This window comes from Exiguobacterium sp. LL15, assembly GCF_024436095.1.
Classification (GTDB): Bacteria; Bacillota; Bacilli; order Exiguobacteriales; family Exiguobacteriaceae; genus Exiguobacterium_A; species Exiguobacterium_A indicum.
The window spans coordinates 713663-734973 of the sequence record NZ_JANFNX010000001.1 but is presented as its reverse complement, the minus strand read 5'-3'; the positions used below and the strand labels follow the sequence as shown (position 1 = coordinate 734973).

Below are 21311 nucleotides of genomic sequence, written 5' to 3'. Positions count from 1 at the left end.
TATAGCATCCTCCCCTCTGAAATGCAACTACTTCCCACTCCAGAAAAAGATGCTTTTTTCAGGTCCAACGTTTCGTGAAGTGTTGATTCGGATCATATCGTTGTTGTTGGAATGCAGGATCAAATCGTGGTGTGCGTGTTGCATTCCCAACACCCGCGATGAACGCCCAGTTCCCATAATTCGAAGCGACATCATAGTCGATCAACTGCTGTTCGAAATATCGCGCTCCGATGCGCCAGTCCTGCTTTAATTCATGAATTAGATAACTGGCAACGATCTGCCTGCCGCGGTTCGACATCCATCCCGTCTCGCGAATCTCGTTCATGAAGGCGTCGACGAATGGCACACCAGTTTTTCCTTCTATCCAGCGTTCGACAGCCAGCTGGTCCGCCTTCCACGTGTATTGACCTTCTTGTAATCCGCTCGCACGGAACAGACGGCTTCCTGTCTCACGCATCGTCAAATGGAAGAAGTCACGCCATAACAATTCGAAATACAACCAGTACGTCGATTCATTCGCTCCCTGTTTTCGCTCGGCTTCTTGTAATTCAGCCATGACGCGGCGCGGTGAGAGTGAACCGTTCGCTAGCCAGGCAGACAACTTCGAAGAATCATTTCGTAAGAAGCCGTTACGTGTTTCTTTATAGGTGAATACAGGCTCAGCAAGATATTCCTGAAGGCGCGCTCTCCCTGCTGACTCTCCACCACGGAACGGGAACGCGATTTCGGGATCCGCTTCGACCGATTCCTCTTTTATTAGCTGAATACCAGTTGGTGGATCGAGTGGATCGTAGAAAGTCCCTTTCGCCTCGACCCGTTTTCGAAATGCCGTAAAGACGCGCTTTAATTCATCACTTCCGATATCTTCCCGACGATGTAACGTCTGTGTTTCAAAAGAGCGGACGGTATATCTGTCTTCGATATACTGCTCACTTGTCGCTTCTTCTGTTCCGGTCATCTTATGGAAATAGACGGTATCATCCGCTTGCAGATAAGAATCGAGTGTCTCATGCACCTTCCCTTCTAGAATATCTAGCGTGATTCCGATCTGAGCCAGATGACTCGCTAGGTTCTCTAGTGTCTCTTGTTCAAATCGCGCTTGTTGTGTACCTCTTTTAAAATCGCGTTTCTTTTGGTCTTTGACGTATACGGCACGAATGACGTCCTGTTCTTCACACGCACTCCGAAGTGCCTCATGATCATCGACACGTAAATCATGACGATACCAAACGACTGCTCCCATATTGATCGACTCCCTTCTCCTTATACTATGACCCGACCAAGGCATATAGAAAACCAATCGATGTGCCGATGAGGTTTTAAGACGTTGTTTTCGTGGAATATGATTAGTACAACAAATCAGAGGAGTGAATGAATCAATGGCAGCAAAACGCGGTAAACTCAGAACATTAATGACGCTCGTAACGACGGTTGGTCCAATCGTCTATAAATTCTATAAAAAGCAACAGTCGAAAAAATCAATCAACAACCCTAAATAAAAAATGGACGTCTCCTTATCGGAGCGTCCATTTTTTAACGTTTACTAACACCTTCACTCGCCTCTACATAAAACCGCCATGGATAAGCTGTCGCTTCTCCTGCATTCGGAATACCGATCCGTGTCGTCTGGACGACCGCGTCGACCGAGTCAGCAACAAGTCGGAAACGGTCTTGATAAAGATCCTGTCCCGAATCAGCTGTCGTTAGACCGAATCCTTGGCACAGTTTCGCCGGTCCATTGACGAGATTGCGTCGTTGCGCCGCTGTCAACTCTGCGTAGGAACAACCAAAACGACGTTCCGCGACGAGATCGTGCCCACTAATGATTTCCGCACCTCGTAGCAATAATCCGTATCCTTCCCCTTCATGTCCACAAACGATATTCATGCAGTGATGCATCCCATATGTGAAATACACATAGAGATGCCCCGGTGGACCGAACATCGGTGCCGTCCGTTTCGTTGGTTTTCCGGAAAACGAATGCGCTGCTTGATCGTGAGGACCGAGATAGGCTTCGACCTCGACGATCCGCATCGTCACCTCATCGACTGTGATCTGTGTTCCTAAGAAGTCTGGACCGACTTCAACCGGAGACCGTTCAAAAAAGTGTCGTTCCATCCGTTCATCCTCCTTCATGAAACAAGCGAATCTCCCATACCGGAAGATTCGCTTGTCGTATCTTAAGATTGTTTGACCGCTGTTCGAATCGAGAGATCGTTTAATTGTGCATCCGAGACTGGGCTTGGTGCTGCCGTCAACAGATCACTTGCTGATGCTGTTTTCGGGAAGGCAATCGTATCACGCAAGTTTGAACGTCCTGCGAGTAACATAACGAGACGGTCTAGACCAAGTGCGATCCCCGCATGTGGTGGTGTTCCGTATTCGAATGCTTCCATCAAGAAACCGAACTGCTCGTTTGCTTCTTCTTCTGTGAAGCCAAGCAACTTAAACATCCGCTCTTGGATATCCCGTTCGTAGATCCGTTGTGATCCACCGCCGAGCTCGTATCCGTTCAAGACGAGGTCGTACGCGACGGCGAGGACTTTTCCAGGATCCGTCTCGAGCAATTCGAGATCTTCACGACGTGGCATCGTGAACGGGTGGTGGTTCGCGTAGAAACGACCTTCTTCTTCTTCATACGTGACGAGTGGGAAGTCCGTCACCCAAAGGAAGTTGAAGACCGACTCATCGATCAAGTCCAGTTCCTTCGCTAATTTCTGACGGAGCGCACCTAAGCTGTCTGCTACGATAGATGCTTTTGCTGCGACGAACAACAATAAGTCGCCTGCTTCCGCACCTGTCGCCGCTGTCAGGCGAGCAGCTGGTTCTTCGTCGAAGAACTTCGCGATCGGACCGTTCAGTCCGTCCCCTGTCACTTTGACCCACGCGAGACCTTTTGCACCGTAAATCGCCGTGAATTCTTGTAACTTATCGATATCTTTCCGCGAGAAGCGCTCTGCTGCACCTTTGACGTTCAAGGCTTTAACTTCGCCACCAGCTTCTAGTGCCATGTCGAATACTTTGAATCCTGCCCCTTTGACGGCTTCCGCGACATCAATCAATTCGAGACCGAAGCGTGTATCCGGTTTATCCGAACCATACCGGCTCATCGCTTCCGCGTACGGCATCCGTGGGAACGGTGTCACGATATCTTTACCAAGCGTTTCCTTCATGACACGTGTCATCATCGATTCCATCATCGCATACAAGTCTTCGATGTCCATGAAGCTCGTCTCGATGTCGACTTGCGTGAATTCAGGTTGACGGTCTGCCCGTAAGTCTTCGTCACGGAAACAACGTGCAATTTGGAAGTACCGTTCAAAACCAGACACCATCAGCAATTGTTTGAACAATTGCGGTGATTGTGGCAAGGCATAGAACTCACCTGGGTGAACACGACTCGGAACGAGATAGTCACGTGCGCCTTCTGGTGTTGATTTCGTTAAGATTGGTGTCTCGACTTCCAAGAAGTCTTGCTCATCGAGGAAGTTCCGCATAATGTTCGATGCTTTCGAACGAAGACGGAATGTCTCTTGAAGCGACGGACGACGCAAGTCAAGATAACGATATTTAAGACGTAAATCTTCTGACGTCTGCTCTGCTTCTTCACTGATCGGGAATGGTGTCATCTTCGCTGCATTCAAGATGACGACTTCATCCGCGACGACCTCGACTTGCCCAGTCGGAATGTTCGGGTTCGGATTCTCACGTGCGATGACGTGTCCTTTGATATCGAGGACATACTCTGAACGAATTGATTCTGCAAGGCGGTGTGCCTGCTCGTTTTCCGGTTGGAAGACGATTTGGACGATACCACTCCGGTCGCGGAGATCAAGGAAGATCAATCCTCCTAAGTCACGTCGTTTTTGAACCCATCCTTTAAGTTGAACGTGTTGTCCGATGACTTCTTCCGTCACCTGACCGTTCATATGCGTGCGTCCGATCATTGTGCTTCCTCCTTTAATTTCGCGACGATCGTATCAGCGACTGCTGATAATGGAACGTCCGTCTGTTCCCCTGTAGCCATGTTCTTCAGCGCCGCTGCACCACGCTCGACTTCTTCATCCCCGAGGATGACCGTGTAGCGTGCTTTCAAGCGATCGGCTGCTTTGAATTGTCCTTTGAACTTCCGACCGAGATAATCCCGATCGGCGACAAGTCCTTCGAGACGCATCAATTGTAAGAGACGTGTTGCTGTCTTTTCGACTTCGTCACTGCCTTGCGCGACGATGAAGACATCGATTTGATCATCGACTGCCGGTAAGACGTTCTCATTCTCAAGCGCCATCAATAAACGCTCGATGCCGATTCCGAATCCGATTCCCGGTGTTGCCGGTCCACCGATTTGTTCGACGAGACCGTTGTATCGTCCACCACCACATAGTGTCGTGATTGCTCCGAAGCCTTCTGCTTCTGACATGATCTCGAACGCCGTGTGATTGTAATAATCGATTCCGCGAACGAGCGTTGGATCAACGACATACTCGATGCCGAGTGCATCTAAGTGAAGCAATACTTCGTCGAAGTAAGCTTTTGATGCCGGGTTTAAGTAATCGAGAATTGATGGTGCTGTTGCCATGCTCGGGTGATCGCGGTCGACCTTACAGTCAAGGACACGAAGTGGATTCGTTTCGAGACGGTTCTGACAGTCCTGACATAACTCGTGAACGACCGGTTTGAAGTGATCGACAAGTGCTGCCCGGTGTGCGGCGCGACTTTCGTTATCCCCGAGTGTATTGATGACGAGCTTAAGGTGCTTCAATCCAAATGAACGGTAGATGCTCATCGCGAGACTGATGACTTCCGCATCGATCGCTGGTTGTTCACTGCCAAGTGCTTCGACTCCGTATTGGTGGAGCTGACGGAAACGACCTGCTTGCGGACGTTCATAACGGAACATCGGTCCAATGTAGAACAATTTCGTCGGTTGGTTTGGTGAACCGAACAGCTTGTTCGTTACGAATGAACGAACGACAGCAGCCGTTCCTTCTGGACGTAACGTCAACTGGTCTTTTCCGCGTTTCTCAAGCATGAACATTTCTTTTTGAACGATATCCGTCGTCTCACCGACGCCACGTTTAAAGAGTTCTGTCTCCTCAAAAATCGGCGTCCGGATTTCCTTATAGTTGTAACGCTTACTAATGTCACGTAATTGTTGCTCGATGTACTGCCAGCGTTCGACTGTTCCTGGAAGGACATCAAACGTACCGCGTGGTAATTTCATCTCAAATTCCTCCTTTTTTGAATACAAAAAAGTCCTCGTCCGCAAAGGGACGAGAACTTGAAGATCCCGTGGTACCACCCTGGTTGTCAAATCACATTTGACCACTCGGTGCAGTTAACGCCTGCGTACGACCTTCCCTACTATCGGTTCAGGAAGATACCTCGGAAGGGTCTTTCATCGAGTTCGTCTGTTCGCCCTTCCAGCCAAGGGGCGACTCTCTAAGCAGACGAGGTCTTGATTACTCCTCTTCGTCTTCGGTCGTATGAATCATTTGGTTACGTCTAATATTGCCTCGTCTCTCGGTTCCTGTCAAGCGTTTGCTTCTTTTTCAAGAATCAATGTCACCGGTCCATCATTGACGAGCGCGATATCCATCATCGCACCGAACTGACCTGTCTCGACTGTCAGTCCTTGCGCGCGAAGACGTTCATTGAACGCTTCATACAATTCGTTGGCAACATCAGGTTTCGCTGCTTCCGTAAACGCTGGGCGACGTCCTTTTTTGACATCACCATACAACGTGAACTGCGAGACGGATAGAATCTGACCGTCGACATCTTGCAACGAGCGGTTCATCCGTTCCTCTTCATCTTCAAACACGCGGAGTCCTGCGATTTTATCAGCTAACCAGTTCACCTGATCGATCGTGTCTTCGTGCGTGACACCGACAAGCAAGAGAAAACCTTGCTTGATTTGACCGATGACCTCCTGATCGACTGTGACACTTGCTTCTTTGACTCGTTGTAATACGACTCGCATGACTTATCCGCTCCTTACGTCATCATGACGCGATGCACAGCATACACGTCAGAGATTTGTTTGATCCGATCGACGACTTTTTGTAAATGGTTGACGTTGTTGATCGCGATCGTCATCGTGATTTTGGCTTGTTTACTGTCGTCGCCTTTCCCGCTGACGGCAACAATGTTCGTATTCGTCGCAGATACCGACTGCAGGACATCGTTCAATAATCCAGCCCGGTCGAATCCAGAAATTTCGATTTCGACGTTATAACTCTTAACGGCTTTGCCTTCGTGTTCCCACTCGACTTCGAGCAAGCGTTCTGGATTTTGTTCATGAATGACATTCAAACAATCCGTCCGGTGAATCGAGACACCCCGTCCACGTGTGATATACCCGACGATATCGTCCCCTGGTACTGGATTACAACAACGACTCATGCGAACGAGCATGTTATCGATTCCTTTGACACGAACGCCTTCTGGATTTTCCTTCTTCGGACGATCAAACGTCTTCATCTCACTGATGGCTTCGTTCAGTTCAAGATTTTTGGACTCTTTGTCTTTGCGTAACTTTTCCGTCAATTTATGCGCGACTTGGGCAGCGGTCAGACCATGATACCCAACAGCAGCATACATGTCTTCTTCTTGCGCGAAGTTGAACTTCCGCGTCACGTCTTCGAGCGTCTTCTCATTGATGACTTCCTTCGGCTCGAATCCGAGTTTCTTGACTTCTGCTTCGATCAGTTCCCGTCCTTTAGAGACGTTCTCTTCGCGTTGCTGACGTTTGAACCATTGACGGATCTTGTTCTTCGCCTGACTCGACACACAAATCTTGAGCCAGTCCTTACTTGGACCATAACTGTGTTTTGATGTGACGATTTCAATGATGTCGCCTGTCTTCAGCTTATAATCAATCGGTACCATTCGTCCGTTGACTTTCGCTCCGATCGTCCGGTGACCGATCTCTGTATGAATCCGGTAGGCATAATCAATCGGAACAGAGCCTTTCGGCAATTCGATGACGTCGCCTTTTGGTGTAAAGACGTACAACATGTCACTAAAGAAATCGACTTTGACCGATTCCATGAATTCTTCAGCATCCGCCGTATCCTTCTGTAACTCAAGAATTTCACGGAAATGGGCAATCTTATCCTCAAAGCCTGATTTCGCTTCCTGTTCCTTGCCTTCTTTATACGCCCAGTGAGCGGCAATCCCGTACTCGGCAATAAAGTGCATGTCCCGTGTCCGAATTTGGACCTCGAGCGGCTCGCCTTTCGGTCCGATGACCGTCGTATGCAGCGATTGATACATGTTCGGCTTCGGCATCGCGATATAATCCTTGAAACGTCCCGGCATCGGTTTATATTGCGTATGAATGATTCCGAGAACAGCGTAACAGTCCTTGATTGAATCGACGATGATGCGCACAGCCATCAAGTCATAAATTTCGCTGAACTCTTTTTTCGAGTTTTGCATCTTGTTATAAATGGAATAGATATGCTTCGGACGTCCATCGACTTCCGCTGCGATTTGTACATCATCGAGTACTTCGTTGACCTCTTCAATGACCGAACTGACTAGCGCTTCGCGTTCCGTCCGTTTTTGTTTCATCATTGAGACAATCCGGTAGTACTGTTGTGGATTGATATAACGCAAACTGATGTCTTCGAGTTCCCACTTGATCGTCGAGATCCCGAGACGATGCGCAAGCGGTGCAAAGATTTCGAGCGTCTCTTCTGCCTTTTGCACCTGCTTTTCCTTGACCATATGTTGCAACGTTCGCATGTTATGCAGACGGTCAGCCAGTTTGATCAAGATGACGCGAATGTCTTCTGCCATCGCGATGAACATCTTCCGGTGGTTCTCAGCCAATTCTTCGCGTTTCGATTTATATTTGATTTTCCCGAGTTTCGTGACGCCGTCAACGAGCATCGCGACGTCGGGTCCGAATCGTTCCGTTAATTCTTCGAGTGTAATGTCCGTATCTTCGACGACATCATGAAGAAGCGCAGCGACGATCGTCGTTGCATCCAAACCAATATCGACTAAGATACCGGCAACTTGTACCGGATGAATGATGTAGGGTTCCCCAGAACGGCGGAATTGCCCATCATGTTCGTCTTTCGCGAATTGGTAAGCCCGTTCGATGTCTTTGACTTCAGCTTGCGTCATGTATTCCGCACATCGAGCGAGAAGGTCTTCTACATTTACGATTTGTTTGTTTGTCATCCCTTTTCCTCACCCAGTCCCCGGGATCGTCTGCAACGGAATCCCTAATATATAGTTCTTATTATCGTGAAATCTTGAGAAGATGTCAAAATAAAAAGAAATACCCCCTTGGTCACCATGTACCAAGAGAGTATATATGCTTTAGTCTTCGTAACGAATCAATGAAAGAACGTCGTATCCTTCGAGTTTCTCACGTCCACCAAGACCATCGAGTTCAATCAAGAATCCGATTCCGGCAACCGTTCCGCCTAATTTTTCAATCATTTGGATCGTCGCTTCGATCGTACCACCTGTCGCAAGCAAGTCGTCAAGGATGACGACGCGTTGTCCTGGTTGAATCGCATCTTCATGCATCGTCAAGACGTCTTTTCCGTACTCAAGACCATACTCGACACGGACTGTCTCACGTGGTAATTTTCCTTCTTTACGGACAGGTACGAATCCGATTTCCATCGCGTAAGCGGCTGGGCAACCAACTACGAATCCACGTGCTTCCGGACCCGCGATGACATCAGCACCTTTACTGCGTGCATATTCGACAAGTGCATCAACCGATTGTTTGTATACTGGTCCGTTCTGCATGAGTGATGTGATGTCTTTGAAACTGATTCCTTCTTTCGGCCAGTTTTCGACCTCTTTTATATGCTGTTTGAACTCCATGTCTTTTCCTCCTGCTTCGCCGCTTCTACCAAAGTATCAAAACGCTCTTTCAACTGAGCGAGTGACGAATAAATGTATTGTTGCTCGAGCTCTTGACGCGCTTCATGACGCTGGTACGTCGGAGCTTCCGTCAGATCTCGTTTTGCAGCATTTGGGTTTACACCCGGCAGCCCGTCCTCCATTGTAACAAGAAAATCAAGTTCCGAGAATACCGAATGCATAAAGTTAATCGATCGTTTCGTCCATTTTCGCGATTTCGACAAACGTACGAGACCAATTCGGAGCTCGTCGCGTGGACATTTCGCGAAATACTGGAAGTAATGCTTGAAGTCCTCCCGCGACGGAATCGTCTCGAAATAATATCCCTCGTCCTTAAAGGCACAATAAATCCGCTCTGCCTGTTGCACGTATGGATAAAATGCTGCTTCTTCTTCCGGTAGATCAAGGAAAACGATATTTTGATGGATCGGACCGTTCAACGGACGTTCCGCGTACTTCTCTTTCACCTCATCGGTAAAGGCGACGAATGTCGTCGTCTCATGCGGTAAGGCGAATAGTTCGCTCAGCGGCCGCTTACCGCCGCGGTAATCGAACACTTGGACATCTTCGACAGCGACGTCTTGAATCATCAATTGTGGTTTACGGAACCCATTCCATTCATTGATGTTCAGACTGCCCATCAAGTGAATCTCCGATAAGGTCGAGACTTCATCGACAAGGTCGCCGAAGCCGAAGCCGATCGCATCGAGTTCCTTCCCGTCGCCTGATAGTAGTGCTTTGACATGCGTCAAGTCACGACCGATCCGTTTCATGTCACGGATCTTCGCTTGCTCGATGACGATCCGTGGTGCGGGATTTCCCATCCCGAACGGTGCCAATCGCTGAATATCTTCAATCAACTGAATTGACACATCACTGACCTGTAGACGTAGATCCACATCGATCGTCGCGATGAAGGCATCGTCCGGCAACGTACTTGCTTGTTCATTCAAACGTTGACGTAACGCCTCGACGTCATCGGAAGAGAGCGTCATGCCGGCAGCAGCCGGATGTCCTCCGAAATGCGGCAAGATATCTTCACATTTCGTGAGTTCAGCGAATAAATCAAAGGCTGGAATCGATCGTCCAGAACCCTTCGCTGTTCCTTTTTCAGCATCATGACACAGCATGATGACGGGACGATGGTATTTTTCAACGAGTCGCGAGGCGACGATCCCGACGACACCTGGATTCCAATCTGCCGCATCGACGACGAGTACGCGGTCATCTTTAAAACGTTCTTCGACAAGCGCCGTTGCTTCCTCCGCAATCTGCTTGACGATATCTTGACGTTGTTTATTTTGTTGGTCGAGTTGTTTCGCGAGATGAAGTGCCTCATCTTTGCTTTCCGCTAGTAACATCTCAAGCGCTGGCATCGCCGAATCAAGACGACCTGCCGCATTGATCCGCGGACCGAATGCAAATCCGACTGATTCTTCCGTCAGTTCGTCTTCCGTCAAACTACAAACGTCACGTAACGCAAGGATACCCGGGCGTTCACTCGCATTCAGCGCCTCGATGCCGCGTATCGCAAGCAACCTGTTCTCTCCGACGAGCGGCACAAGATCGGCAATCGTTCCGAGCACCGCAAGATCGAGTAACTCGACGGGTTCACGGTCAAGGAGTGCATGTGCGACTTTAAAGGCAACACCTGCCCCAGCAAGCTTCGAGAACGGATAGTCTGGATCGACACCTGGGTGAATTAAGGCAAAGGCATCAGGTAACGTTTCTTTTGCTTCGTGGTGATCGGTGATGATTAAATCGACCCCGAGTTCCTTTAGGACATCGGCTTCATGAATGCCGGAAATCCCACAGTCGACCGTGATAACGAGGCTGAACCCTTCTTCTGCAGCCCAGCGAAACGCGGCTTCGTTTGGTCCATAGCCTTCCGTGAAACGGTTCGGGATATAACACTCTGCCATTCCTCCGATTTCAATCAAGGCATGCCAGAGAATCGCAGCGGAACTCACGCCGTCGACATCATAATCACCGTAAATCAAAATCATCTCGCCCTCGTCGACGGCACGTTGAATCCGTTCGACGACTTTTGGCATGTCTTTGAAAGCAAATGGATCATGAAATGCCATTTGATCGGTCTCTAAAAAATCACGGGCAGCTTCACGTGTTGTGAATCCCCGTTGGACAAGTAGTTGTGCGACGTGCGGTGAGATTGTGCCATCCGCCGTCAATTGTTCGATTTGTTCTGAATCGATGACTTTATCAAGCCATGTTTTTTTAGCATGGTACATCTCAAACCCTCCAATCAACTTCCCCATTATAATTGAAAATCCGCACCAGCGATAGCTGATGCGGATACTCTTTTAAGAAGCGCGTTTTGTACGACCAAGTGTCCGACCCTTCATGACGAGCCAGAGTTGCGCGGCGATGAAGATCGAAGAATACATCCCCATGATCAACCCGACAAGCAGGGCGAGACTGAATCCACGGATTGCTTCGCTACCGAAGATGTAGAGCGCTGCTGCTGTCATGACGACCGTGACGACGGTATTGATCGATCGGATGATCGTCTGTTGGATTGATTCATTGACGATATGCGCCAATTCATCAAACGAGACTTTCCGACCACCTTTTTCAGCGAGTCCGAGATTTTCTCGTACCCTGTCGAACGTAACGATCGTATCGTTGACGGAATACCCGATGATCGTCAGGATTGCTGCGATGAAGTACAAGTTGACTTCGATCTGGAACAGCGAGAAGAATGCCACGATCATCAACGCATCATGTAGCAATGCGAGTACTGTCGCAATTCCGTATAACGGTTGGAATCGGAACGAGACGTAGATGACGATCCCGAGTGACGCGAGCAAGACGGCATAAATCGCGTTACGCGCGATTTCTTGACCAACTTGTGCGGAAACCGTCGAGATGCTCGGTTCCTTATCATACTGCGCTTCAATCGTTTGTTTCATTTCAGAAATTTGATCCTGACTAAATTCACCAACGAACGTGACGTTCGCTAACTTTCCGCCTTGAGCGAACTGAATGCCATCGATTTCTTCCGCATCGATCCCGGCATCTTCAATGACGGAGCGAACGTCCGCTTCCTTAATTTGATTCTCAGAAGAAATCTCGACGCGAGTTCCTTGCGTGAAGTCAATCCCAAGGTTCAGACCACGGAACGACAACAAGAGTACAGAAACGATGACAAGCGCGATCGTGATCGCGAAATAAATTTTTCGATGTTTGATGTAATCGAATTTCGTAGGATTAAAGCTCACGGATTTCACTCTCCTTTACACCGAACCATGATTTCTTCTTATCGAACCATCGGCTACTGACAAGGAGTTGCATCAGGTAACGTGAGACAAAGACGTTCGTGACGAACGTGACGGCGATCGAAACCATCAACATGATGGCGAATCCTTTGACCGTACTTGTACCAAAGTAGTACAACACGCCAGCAGAGATCAACGTCGTCAAGTTGGCATCAAGAATCGTACCGAACGAACGACGGTTACCGGCTTTGAATGCAGACAAGACGGATTTTCCACTTCGTAATTCATCCTTGATCCGTTCAGCGGTGATGATGTTCGCATCGACCGCCATCCCGACTCCAAGAACGAGTGCGGCGATCCCCGGTAACGTGAGGACGGCGTTGATCCCGTTAAAGAAGATCATGACAAGATAGATGTAGAACAGCAACGTGATGATCGAAACGAATCCAGAGATCCGGTAGAACAGTAGCATGAACAAGAAGACAGCGGCTACACCAATTGCTGACGCGAACAATGTTTGATCAAGTGCATCCTGTCCAAAAGCAGCAGAGACCGACGTCGAGTAGATTTCCTCGAGTTTGACCGGTAACGCACCGGCGTTTAGGATCGAAGACAATTGTTTCCCGTATGCGGCATCGATATCGCCACCAGAAATGATCGCTTTGTCCGAATTGATTGGTTCTTGAACAGATGCATCCGAAACGATTTTCGAGTTTTTCTTTTGAATCTCTTTTTCGTACGAATCACCTTTCTCGTAATCGAGCCAGATGACGAGACGATTCGCAGGTGGTTGCATTTGTGAAATCTTTTGAGTCACATCATAGAACTTTTGTTTTGATTTAAGTGAAAGTTCTACAAGCGGTTGGTTCGTTTGTGGATCGTATCCGACTTTTGCGCCTTTGGCTTTTAAATCCGATCCATCCAGTAACAACTTATTGTTGATGTCACGGAATGATAATTGTGCTGTCGAAGATAGGATTTGACGCGCTTCCGTCTGATCCTTGACGCCAGCAAGCTGAACGCGAATCCGGTTATCGCCTTCGATACGGATATCTGGTTCAGAGACACCGAGGACGTTGACACGGTTCTCGATTGCCGTCAGCGTCGCACTCATCGCATTTTGATCGATGACGTCTCCTTCTTTCAGCGGTTGTACTTCATACAAGACTTCGAAGCCACCCTTAAGGTCAAGGCCAAGCTTCGTATCCTTCAACAACCATGACGATGTCGTACCGATCAGTACGAGCAACGCGATGACGACGATGAAGAATGTGGCAAGTTTCCCTTTCTTGATCATGCTACATTGTCCTTTCTCTAGTTCCCAGTATATTTTCAGACAACTTTGTTCTCCTATCCTAGCTTACAAAAGAAATGGTAATCTTAGCAAACGTTTTTCTCATATATAAACAGAAAAGACGCTCCGGAATCCGGAAAGCGCCTTTTCAATGCCTTATTCGACAGTTTCGTCGTCCATGACAGTCGTTGATTTTTTCGTCACTTCTGCGACAGCACTCCGGTTGAATGTCAATTGTGCATTACCTGACTTCAATGTCACCGTCATGTCGTCAACTTTTTGGACAACCCCGTGAAGACCACCGATCGTAACGATCGAGTCGCCGCGTGAGAGTTCATTTTGCATCTGACGCACTTGCTTCTGGCGTTTGTTCTGTGGACGGATCAACAAGAAATAGAACACCACGAAGATCAAGATCATCGGGAGGAATGTGAATAAACCTTCCATCTGATTCAGCTCCTTTTATCATTCAAATCACGTTCATTATACCGTGAAAGAATTGATTTGTCAGACGATTTGTTAGAAATTCTTTGCGTTCGGTAAATTGTAACCGTATTCTTCGAAGAATTCTTCCTTGAAATCGAGCAGACGATCCTCACGAATCGCTTGGCGAACGCCTTCCATCAACTTGACGAGGAAGTGAAGATTGTGTGTCGAACACAGATGCAGACCGAACGTTTCTTGCGCACGAATCAAGTGATGGATGTACGAACGCGAGTAGTTCTTACACGCGTAGCAATCACATTTCTCATCGAGCGGACGGAAATCACGTGCATACTTCGCGTTCCGGACGACGAGACGTCCTTGTGATGTCATCAATGTGCCGTTTCGTGCGATCCGTGTCGGTAAGACACAGTCGAACATATCGATTCCGCGGATCGCACCCTCGATCAATGCGTCCGGTGAACCGACGCCCATCAAATAACGTGGTTTGTCTTCCGGCATGAGTGGTGTCGTGAATTCGAGCGCACGGTACATGACGTCTTTTGGCTCTCCGACCGAAAGACCACCGACCGCATAACCCGGGAAATCAAGGGCAACGAGGTCTTTTGCACTTTGGCGACGTAAGTCTTCGTATTCTCCGCCTTGGATGATACCGAACAGTGCTTGATCGTGTGGACGTTCGTGCGCAGCAAGACAACGTTCCGCCCAGCGGCTCGTCCGTTCGACAGATGCTTTCATGTACTCGTGAGAAGCTGGGTACGGTGGGCACTCGTCAAACGCCATCATGATATCTGAACCGAGTGCATTTTGAATTTCCATCGCTTTTTCCGGTGATAAGAACAATTTGTCCCCGTTCAAGTGGTTACGGAAATGAACACCCTCCTCAGAAATGTTCCGAAGATCAGCAAGTGAGAAGACTTGGAAGCCACCTGAATCCGTGAGAATCGCGCCATCCCAGTTCATGAATTTATGCAGACCGCCCGCTTCCTTGATGACATCATGTCCTGGACGCACCCAGAGGTGGTACGTGTTCGCGAGGATGATGTTCGCGTTCATGTCCTTGATTTGTTCCGGTGCCATCGTCTTGACCGTCGCTTGCGTTCCGACCGGCATGAAGACTGGTGTCTCGAAACTACCGTGCGGCGTGTGGACGATTCCTAACCGCGCTCCGGATTGTTTACATGTTTTGATATGTTCATATGTTACCGCGTGTTTTGTCATTAGTTTCGTTCCTCTCTCGTTAAGAACATCGCATCACCGAAGCTAAAGAAGCGATAGCCGTTTGCGACTGCTTCTTCGTAGGCATGCAGAATGTGTTCCCGTGTCGATAACGCGGACACGAGCATGATCAATGTTGATTTCGGTAAGTGGAAGTTCGTGATCAGACCATCAATCCCTTTGACTTCCTGACCCGGGAAGATGAAGATGTCCGTCCAGCCCGTTGCTTCGACGAAGTCGCCATGGTCGCGAATGACCGTCTCAAGCGTTCGTGTCGACGTCGTCCCGACCGCGATGATCCGTCCGCCTTGTTTTCGTGTTTCGCGTAGCAAAGCAGCTGAACTTTCCGGCAGTTCGTAATACTCACTGTGCATCTTGTGACTATCGACGTCGTCGACCGAGACAGGACGGAATGTGCCAAGTCCAACGTGTAACGTCAATGGTGCGATCCGAACGCCTTTCGCTTTAAGCGCTTCAAGCAACTCGGGTGTAAAGTGAAGACCAGCCGTCGGTGCTGCCGCACTTCCGCGTTCCCGAGCATAAACCGTCTGATAACGATCTTGATCCTCGAGTTGTTCATGAATGTACGGCGGTAGTGGCATCGTTCCGAGTTGGTCGAGCACTTCATAAAAAATGCCGTCATAGAAAAACTTCAGGATGCGTCCTCCATCTTCAAGTGCTTCGACACACTCAGCACGAAGTAATCCGTCACCAAACGACAAAATCGTTCCTGGTTTGACGCGTTTTGCCGGTTTCGCCAGTGTTTCCCACACATCGTCACTCGTTTGCTTCAAGAGTAACAATTCGATCTTCCCACCTGTCTCTTCCTTCACACCAAAGAGACGTGCTGGTAAAACTTTCGTATCGTTGATGACGAGTGTATCATCTTCGCGGAAGTGATCGACGATATCATGGAAGTGTTGATGCTGAATCGCACCCGTCTCCCGATCGAGAACCATCAATTTCGAACTCGTCCGGTCGAGCAATGGCACTTGGGCAATTTGTTCTTCTGGTAAATGAAAATCAAATAAGTTTACATCCATTGGTTCAATTTCCTTCTTTCAGTCCTAAATGTTGGCGGGCGAACGGTGTTAAGACACGTCCGCGCGGAGTACGTTGTAAAAAGCCTTGTTGCAGTAGATATGGTTCATATACATCCTCAATCGTCTGCGCATCTTCCCCGATCGTCGCTGCGATCGTCTCAAGACCGACCGGACCACCGGCAAACCGTTCTGCAAGCGATCGTAGTAAACGATGGTCGACATCGTCGAGCCCAAGCGCATCGACATGCAAACGATCAAGTGCACTTGTCGCGAGCACGGCATCGATCTCGGTTTGATGGGCGACTTGAGCGAAATCACGGACACGCCGTAACAACCGATTCGCGACACGTGGTGTTCCACGTGAACGAAGCGCGATGGCTTCTGCAGCGAGACGATCCGCTTCGAATCCGAACAATCGTGACGTTCGGGTCACGATGGCAGACAACTCTGACATCGTATAATATTCAAGCTTCAGCGTCACGCCAAAACGATCGCGGAGCGGTGCCGATAACATCCCGGCACGCGTCGTTGCACCAACGAGCGTAAACGGTGGTAAATCAATTCGGACGCTGCGGGCGAGTTCACCTTGACCGATGACGATATCGAGACAATAATCCTCCATTGCTGGATACAGAATCTCTTCGATTGATCGACTCAATCGATGAATCTCGTCGATGAACAGGACATCGCCCGGTTCAAGCGATGATAGGATCGCCGCTAAATCACCCGGTCGTTCAATTGCAGGACCGGCTGTCGTCTTGATGCCGACCCCCATCTCGTTCGCAATGATCGTCGCAAGCGTCGTCTTCCCAAGACCCGGAGGACCGTAGAGAAGCACGTGATCGAGTGTTTCCTGACGAATTTTTGCCGCCTCGATGAAGACACTTAAGTTTCCTTTTGCTTTCTCCTGCCCGATGTATTGCTCGAGCGTCTGAGGACGCAGGCTCCACTCTTCTTGATCTTCCGCATGGGCGGATTCTGACAAAATGCGCTCTTCCATGTCCTCACCTCACATTCAATAACAACTGGAGTGCCCGTTTGACATATTGATCCGTCGACAGGACTTCTGCCTGCAACGCTTTTTTGACTTTCTCGACTTCTCGGTCACTGTAACCAAGCGCCGTCAAGGCTTCACAAGCTTCATTCAGCTCAGCATTGCCTTGCGCGAACAAGCCTTCGCTCGGTACGTAATCTGGTGCGAGCTCGGCTAACTTTCCTTTTAGGTCGAGCGTCATTTGCTTCGCTGTTTTCTTGCCGACCCCCGGGAACTTGACGAGATAACTCTCTTTCTCTTGTTCAATTGCTTCAACGAGCGCATCGACATTCCCTGATGCGACGATCGCGAGCGCTCCCTTCGGTCCAATTCCTGTGACACCGAGCAACTTCGTGAACAAGGCACGCTCACGACGGGAACGGAATCCAAATAAGACTTCTTGGTCCTCACGGACATAATGATACGTATATACGATGATCTGTTCGTCTCCGGTCCGATAAAAAAACGGGTTCGGTGCTACGATCTTGTAGCCAATCCCGCCAACTTCTACCGTCACGAATTCCGCACAGACATAAGCGACTTCGCCGCGTACGAATTCTATCAATGTGGAACGCTCCCATCCTTAAACAAACTCTCGTGTTATTGTAGCATACATCTTCGTTTGGCTTCAAAGCGTTCTTCAGCAAAAATCAATACATATGTTCGCTCTCTCAATCCGAAGACAAAAAAGCGTGATCGTTCGCACGACCACGCTCCGATCCTCTATTTTACGAACGCGCAAGCATCCGGTCGAGCGCCAGCACGGCATGCCGCGTCGTCTCTGCATCTACCGTAATGATGTTGACCGGCTCACCGGCTTCGACTTGTTCGAGAGCCCACGCCAAGTGCGGTAAGTCGATCCGGTTCATCGTCAGACACGGACACATGAATGGATTGAGCGACACGATATCGAGTTCCGGATGCGTCGTCGCGAGTCGATTGACGAGATTCATCTCTGTTCCGATCGCCCACTTCGTTCCGGGAGCAGCCTGTTCGATTTGTTGAATGATGTACGCGGTAGATCCATTGAGATCAGACGCTGTCACGACTTCGTGCGAACATTCCGGGTGAACGAGAATCTTTCGCTCCGGATCCGTCTTGCGGAACTGTTCAATCTGACCGACCGTGAATTTTTCATGGACCGAGCAGTGTCCTTTCCACAAGATGACGCGGACGTCCTGGTCTTCTCCATCAAAAACGAGTTCGTCCTTGATCGGATCCCAAATCGCCATCTGTTCTAACGGAATTCCGAGTGCGTGCGCCGTATTGCGACCGAGGTGTTGATCGGGCAGGAAGAATAAGATGTCGCGTTCAGCAAGCGCCCACTCAACCATCTGGACAGCATTTGACGACGTCACCGTTGCCCCACCGTGACGACCGACGAATGCTTTGATGGCTGCCGTCGAATTGACATACGTCAACGGTAAAATCGACTCCCCGAATCGTTCCGTCAAGATTGTAAAGGCGCGCTCCGTTTGCGTATCATTCGCCATATCTGCCATCGAACAGCCAGCACGCATGTCAGGCAAAACAACTGTATGTGACGCATCCGTCAGCATGTCTGCCGTCTCTGCCATGAAGTGGACACCACAAAAGACTGTATATTCCGCTTCTGTCATCTGCTTCGCGACTTGCGCGAGCTGGAGCGAATCTCCCGTCGCATCCGCGAACTGGACAACTTCATCCTTTTGGTAGTGGTGGGCAGGTAAGAACAAGCGACTGCCCATCCGTGCTTTGACCCCTTCAATGATCGCAATTAATTCTGCTTCCGATTGCTGTAAGTACGACGCCGGAATCCCCTCATGACGTAATAAGTCAAATGACATCTTTTTTTCCTCCTTCGATTTTCATACTGATATCAAGCGCTGTTGCTGAATGGGTGAGTGCCCCGAGTGAGATGACGTCTGCTCCACTATCCGCGAAGTCTGATAACGTGTCTATCGTGATTCCGCCGGATAACTCGACCGTGATATGCGGTGGAATCAATTGCCGAAGCTGTTTGATCTCTGCTGGCGTCCGATTATCGAGCATGATGATATCAACTTTTGCAGCTACTGCCTCTAGCACTTCCGCTTCCGTTTCGACTTCGACTTCAATCGGTGTCGTATGACCTGCGACACGTTTTGCTCGCGCCACCGCCTCTGTGATCGATCCCGCGACCGTGATGTGGTTATCCTTGATCATGACGGCGTCATCGAGTCGTCCGCGATGACTATAGCCACCCCCGACGCGAACAGCGTGTTTTTCGAGCATTCGTAACCCTGGGGTCGTCTTTCGTGTATCCGTGATCCGAATCCGTCCTGCCGCTACCTCGACTGCTTGACGAGTTTTTGTCGCGATCCCGGATAAGCGTTGCACTAGGTTCAAGGCGACCCGTTCTCCGCTTAAAATGTCCTGTAACGAACCAGACCACTCGGCAAGGAGTGTTCCTCGCGTGACGATCGTCCCTTCCGCTACATGAATCGTCACGTCGACTTGTAAGAGATGTGCCATCTCCCGAATGATGTCGACTCCGCAAAAGACACCGTCTTCCTTTGCTAGAAAACGACCGGTCCCGCGTTCTTGTCCCGTCAGACATCCTTCACTCGTGATATCCCACTGTCCGATGTCCTCGATTAAAAATGCTTCCAGTTGTTGCCGTAACTGCCACTTGTTCAACGTTCTCATCCTCTCCTGTCAACCGACTTCGCGCCCCTTCAAGCAACAGACATGCCGTTACATGACGTAATCGATTCTCTTCCGCTTCCTGTCCGGATTCGTCTAATGTCCAGCTTTTTAACTCTTCTAAACTATCTTCTATTTGCTTAATATCCATTTCGACACCAATGACCTGTGATAGACGGTCTGTTACGGAACGAAGTGTTCCCGGGCGTCGTTTCACTTGTTTTACTAAAAGTTCCGGTAACAACTCGAGCTGTTCTGCTACTGCTTTCCCCATAACAACACATTCAAGGAGCGAGTTCGACGCCAGACGATTTCGACCGTGTAGTCCAATCGATGCCGTCTCACCGACCGCGTAAAGTCCTTCGACATGTGTCTGCCCCGTCAGATCCGTTTCAATCCCGCCCATCAAGAAATGAATGCCTGGTGCAATTTCAACGAGATCCGGATTTATGTTCAGTTTTTCACATTTTTCAACAAACGTTGGAAACCGTTTCGTCCGGTCGACGACGTTTGACGTATCGAGATAGACTGGTTCACGCTTTCGCACCTCATGGATTCGTTTTGCGACTTCATCTCGCGCTGCTAAATCTTGCATCGGATGATCCGCCATGATCCGGTCACCATTTTTCGTTACAAGCGTCGCTCCTGCACCTCGTAGTGCTTCCGTGATCAAACCTTCCGAACGACCAGCATGAACGAGTACCGTCGGATGATGCTGGATATAACCGAGATCACGAATCGTCGCCCCCGCTTCAAAGGCGAGCGCAATCCCGTCTCCTTGAATCAAAGGATCATTCGTCGACGCCGCGAATAATCCACCCACTCCACCGGTCGCAAGAATCGTCGCGCGCGCCACAATCTCGATTGGCTCTCCCTCGCTATATCCGACTGCACCTACTACCTGCCCGTTGACTTGAATCAACTCCGTGATACACGTCTGCTCAAGAATCGGAAATGGTACTCGCGGCATCAACGTCTCCATGATCCGTTTACCAGTCTCGTCCCCGCCAGAGTGATAAATCCGCGGCAAACGATGTGCTCCTTCACGACCGAGCAAAAACTCTCCCTCGGATTGATCGAATGGAACGCCTTGTCGTAACAAGAATTCCATCGCCTCGGTTCCCGATCGGGTAACGTAATCGACGACGGACGGACTGATACGCCCTTTTGCTGCTTGGCACGTATCTTCAAAGTGACCACGATGATTGACTTCTGCATAAGCGGAAGCAATCCCACCTTGTGCTCGAACGGAATTTGTCTCAAACCGCGTACCTTTTGTGACAAGCAACGCTTCCGTTTGGGGTGGAAGATGCAGGGCAACCGAAATCGCAGCAAGTCCTGTTCCAATGATCAACACATCCGTCTCAAGTCTTTTATGTAAAGACATATGTTTTACACCTCTATATCTAAATGTTTACTATTGACTTGACAATAAGTTTGGCATACTTTTAGCTGAGTGACAAGACGAAAGGACAGGATTTTTT

The 21311-nt window shown here is 49.3% G+C and carries 16 protein-coding genes, 1 pseudogene and 1 other annotated feature; all 17 genes and pseudogenes read right to left on the bottom strand.

The features are described 5' to 3' along the window. Positions 1-58: 58 nt before the first annotated feature. The 17 genes and pseudogenes from NOM72_RS03535 to NOM72_RS03455 all read right to left on the bottom strand — a co-directional run bounded on the left by NOM72_RS03535 (position 59) and on the right by NOM72_RS03455 (position 21214). Positions 59-1243: a DASH family cryptochrome gene (locus NOM72_RS03535; protein ID WP_255997823.1), complete on the bottom strand. Its 1185-nt coding sequence runs from the start codon at positions 1241-1243 to the stop codon at positions 59-61. A gap of 290 nt (positions 1244-1533) precedes the next feature. Continuing rightward, on the bottom strand, positions 1534-2118 hold the full coding sequence (locus NOM72_RS03530; RefSeq protein ID WP_023468923.1) for a DNA-3-methyladenine glycosylase: 585 nt from the start codon (positions 2116-2118) through the stop codon (positions 1534-1536). 62 nt (positions 2119-2180) lie between these two features. Then, on the bottom strand, positions 2181-3947 hold the full coding sequence (gene aspS, locus NOM72_RS03525; protein ID WP_255997820.1) for an aspartate--tRNA ligase: 1767 nt from the start codon (positions 3945-3947) through the stop codon (positions 2181-2183). After that, positions 3944-5224: a histidine--tRNA ligase gene (hisS, locus tag NOM72_RS03520; RefSeq protein WP_023468925.1), complete on the bottom strand. Its 1281-nt coding sequence runs from the start codon at positions 5222-5224 to the stop codon at positions 3944-3946. Before hisS ends, aspS begins: the two co-directional genes overlap by 4 nt. A 42-nt stretch (positions 5225-5266) precedes the next feature. Continuing rightward, positions 5267-5488: a binding site (T-box leader), on the bottom strand. Positions 5489-5533: 45 nt separating this feature from the next. Further along, on the bottom strand, positions 5534-5983 hold the full coding sequence (gene dtd, locus NOM72_RS03515) for a D-aminoacyl-tRNA deacylase (protein WP_035396647.1): 450 nt from the start codon (positions 5981-5983) through the stop codon (positions 5534-5536). A gap of 14 nt (positions 5984-5997) precedes the next feature. Beyond that, positions 5998-8196, bottom strand: coding sequence for a RelA/SpoT family protein (locus NOM72_RS03510; RefSeq protein ID WP_023468927.1), 2199 nt, complete (start codon positions 8194-8196; stop codon positions 5998-6000). A 141-nt stretch (positions 8197-8337) separates the two neighbouring features. Continuing rightward, a complete protein-coding gene (locus NOM72_RS03505) occupies positions 8338-8856 on the bottom strand; it encodes an adenine phosphoribosyltransferase (protein WP_023468928.1) in 519 nt (172 codons plus the stop codon). Then, positions 8835-11144 (bottom strand): single-stranded-DNA-specific exonuclease RecJ, encoded by a 2310-nt coding sequence (recJ, locus tag NOM72_RS03500; protein ID WP_255997818.1) that lies wholly within the window; start codon positions 11142-11144, stop codon positions 8835-8837. Before recJ ends, NOM72_RS03505 begins: the two co-directional genes overlap by 22 nt. 72 nt (positions 11145-11216) lie before the next feature. Next, positions 11217-13428: pseudogene (gene secD / locus NOM72_RS03495) on the bottom strand (protein translocase subunit SecD). A 153-nt stretch (positions 13429-13581) separates the two neighbouring features. Continuing rightward, positions 13582-13872 carry a preprotein translocase subunit YajC gene (gene yajC, locus NOM72_RS03490; protein ID WP_023468932.1) on the bottom strand — a complete coding sequence of 97 codons (291 nt, stop codon included), beginning with the start codon at positions 13870-13872 and terminating at the stop codon, positions 13582-13584. Between the two features lie 72 nt (positions 13873-13944). Then, positions 13945-15090, bottom strand: a complete 1146-nt coding sequence (gene tgt, locus NOM72_RS03485) for a tRNA guanosine(34) transglycosylase Tgt (RefSeq protein ID WP_029342245.1) — start codon at positions 15088-15090, stop codon at positions 13945-13947. After that, complete coding sequence (queA, locus tag NOM72_RS03480) at positions 15090-16130, bottom strand: tRNA preQ1(34) S-adenosylmethionine ribosyltransferase-isomerase QueA (protein WP_255997815.1); 1041 nt, start codon at positions 16128-16130, stop codon at positions 15090-15092. Before queA ends, tgt begins: the two co-directional genes overlap by 1 nt. A gap of 4 nt (positions 16131-16134) precedes the next feature. Continuing rightward, complete coding sequence (ruvB, locus tag NOM72_RS03475) at positions 16135-17130, bottom strand: Holliday junction branch migration DNA helicase RuvB (protein WP_023468935.1); 996 nt, start codon at positions 17128-17130, stop codon at positions 16135-16137. 4 nt (positions 17131-17134) lie between these two features. Continuing rightward, positions 17135-17728 carry a Holliday junction branch migration protein RuvA gene (gene ruvA, locus NOM72_RS03470; RefSeq protein ID WP_023468936.1) on the bottom strand — a complete coding sequence of 198 codons (594 nt, stop codon included), beginning with the start codon at positions 17726-17728 and terminating at the stop codon, positions 17135-17137. Between the two features lie 163 nt (positions 17729-17891). Continuing rightward, positions 17892-18989 carry a quinolinate synthase NadA gene (gene nadA, locus NOM72_RS03465; RefSeq protein WP_023468937.1) on the bottom strand — a complete coding sequence of 366 codons (1098 nt, stop codon included), beginning with the start codon at positions 18987-18989 and terminating at the stop codon, positions 17892-17894. Continuing rightward, entirely contained in the window at positions 18979-19821 is an 843-nt protein-coding gene (gene nadC / locus NOM72_RS03460; RefSeq protein WP_023468938.1) for a carboxylating nicotinate-nucleotide diphosphorylase, read from the bottom strand. Before nadC ends, nadA begins: the two co-directional genes overlap by 11 nt. Then, on the bottom strand, positions 19745-21214 hold the full coding sequence (locus NOM72_RS03455; protein ID WP_255997812.1) for an L-aspartate oxidase: 1470 nt from the start codon (positions 21212-21214) through the stop codon (positions 19745-19747). The genes nadC and NOM72_RS03455 overlap by 77 nt, the downstream gene beginning before the upstream one ends. Between the last annotated feature and the right edge of the window lie 97 nt (positions 21215-21311).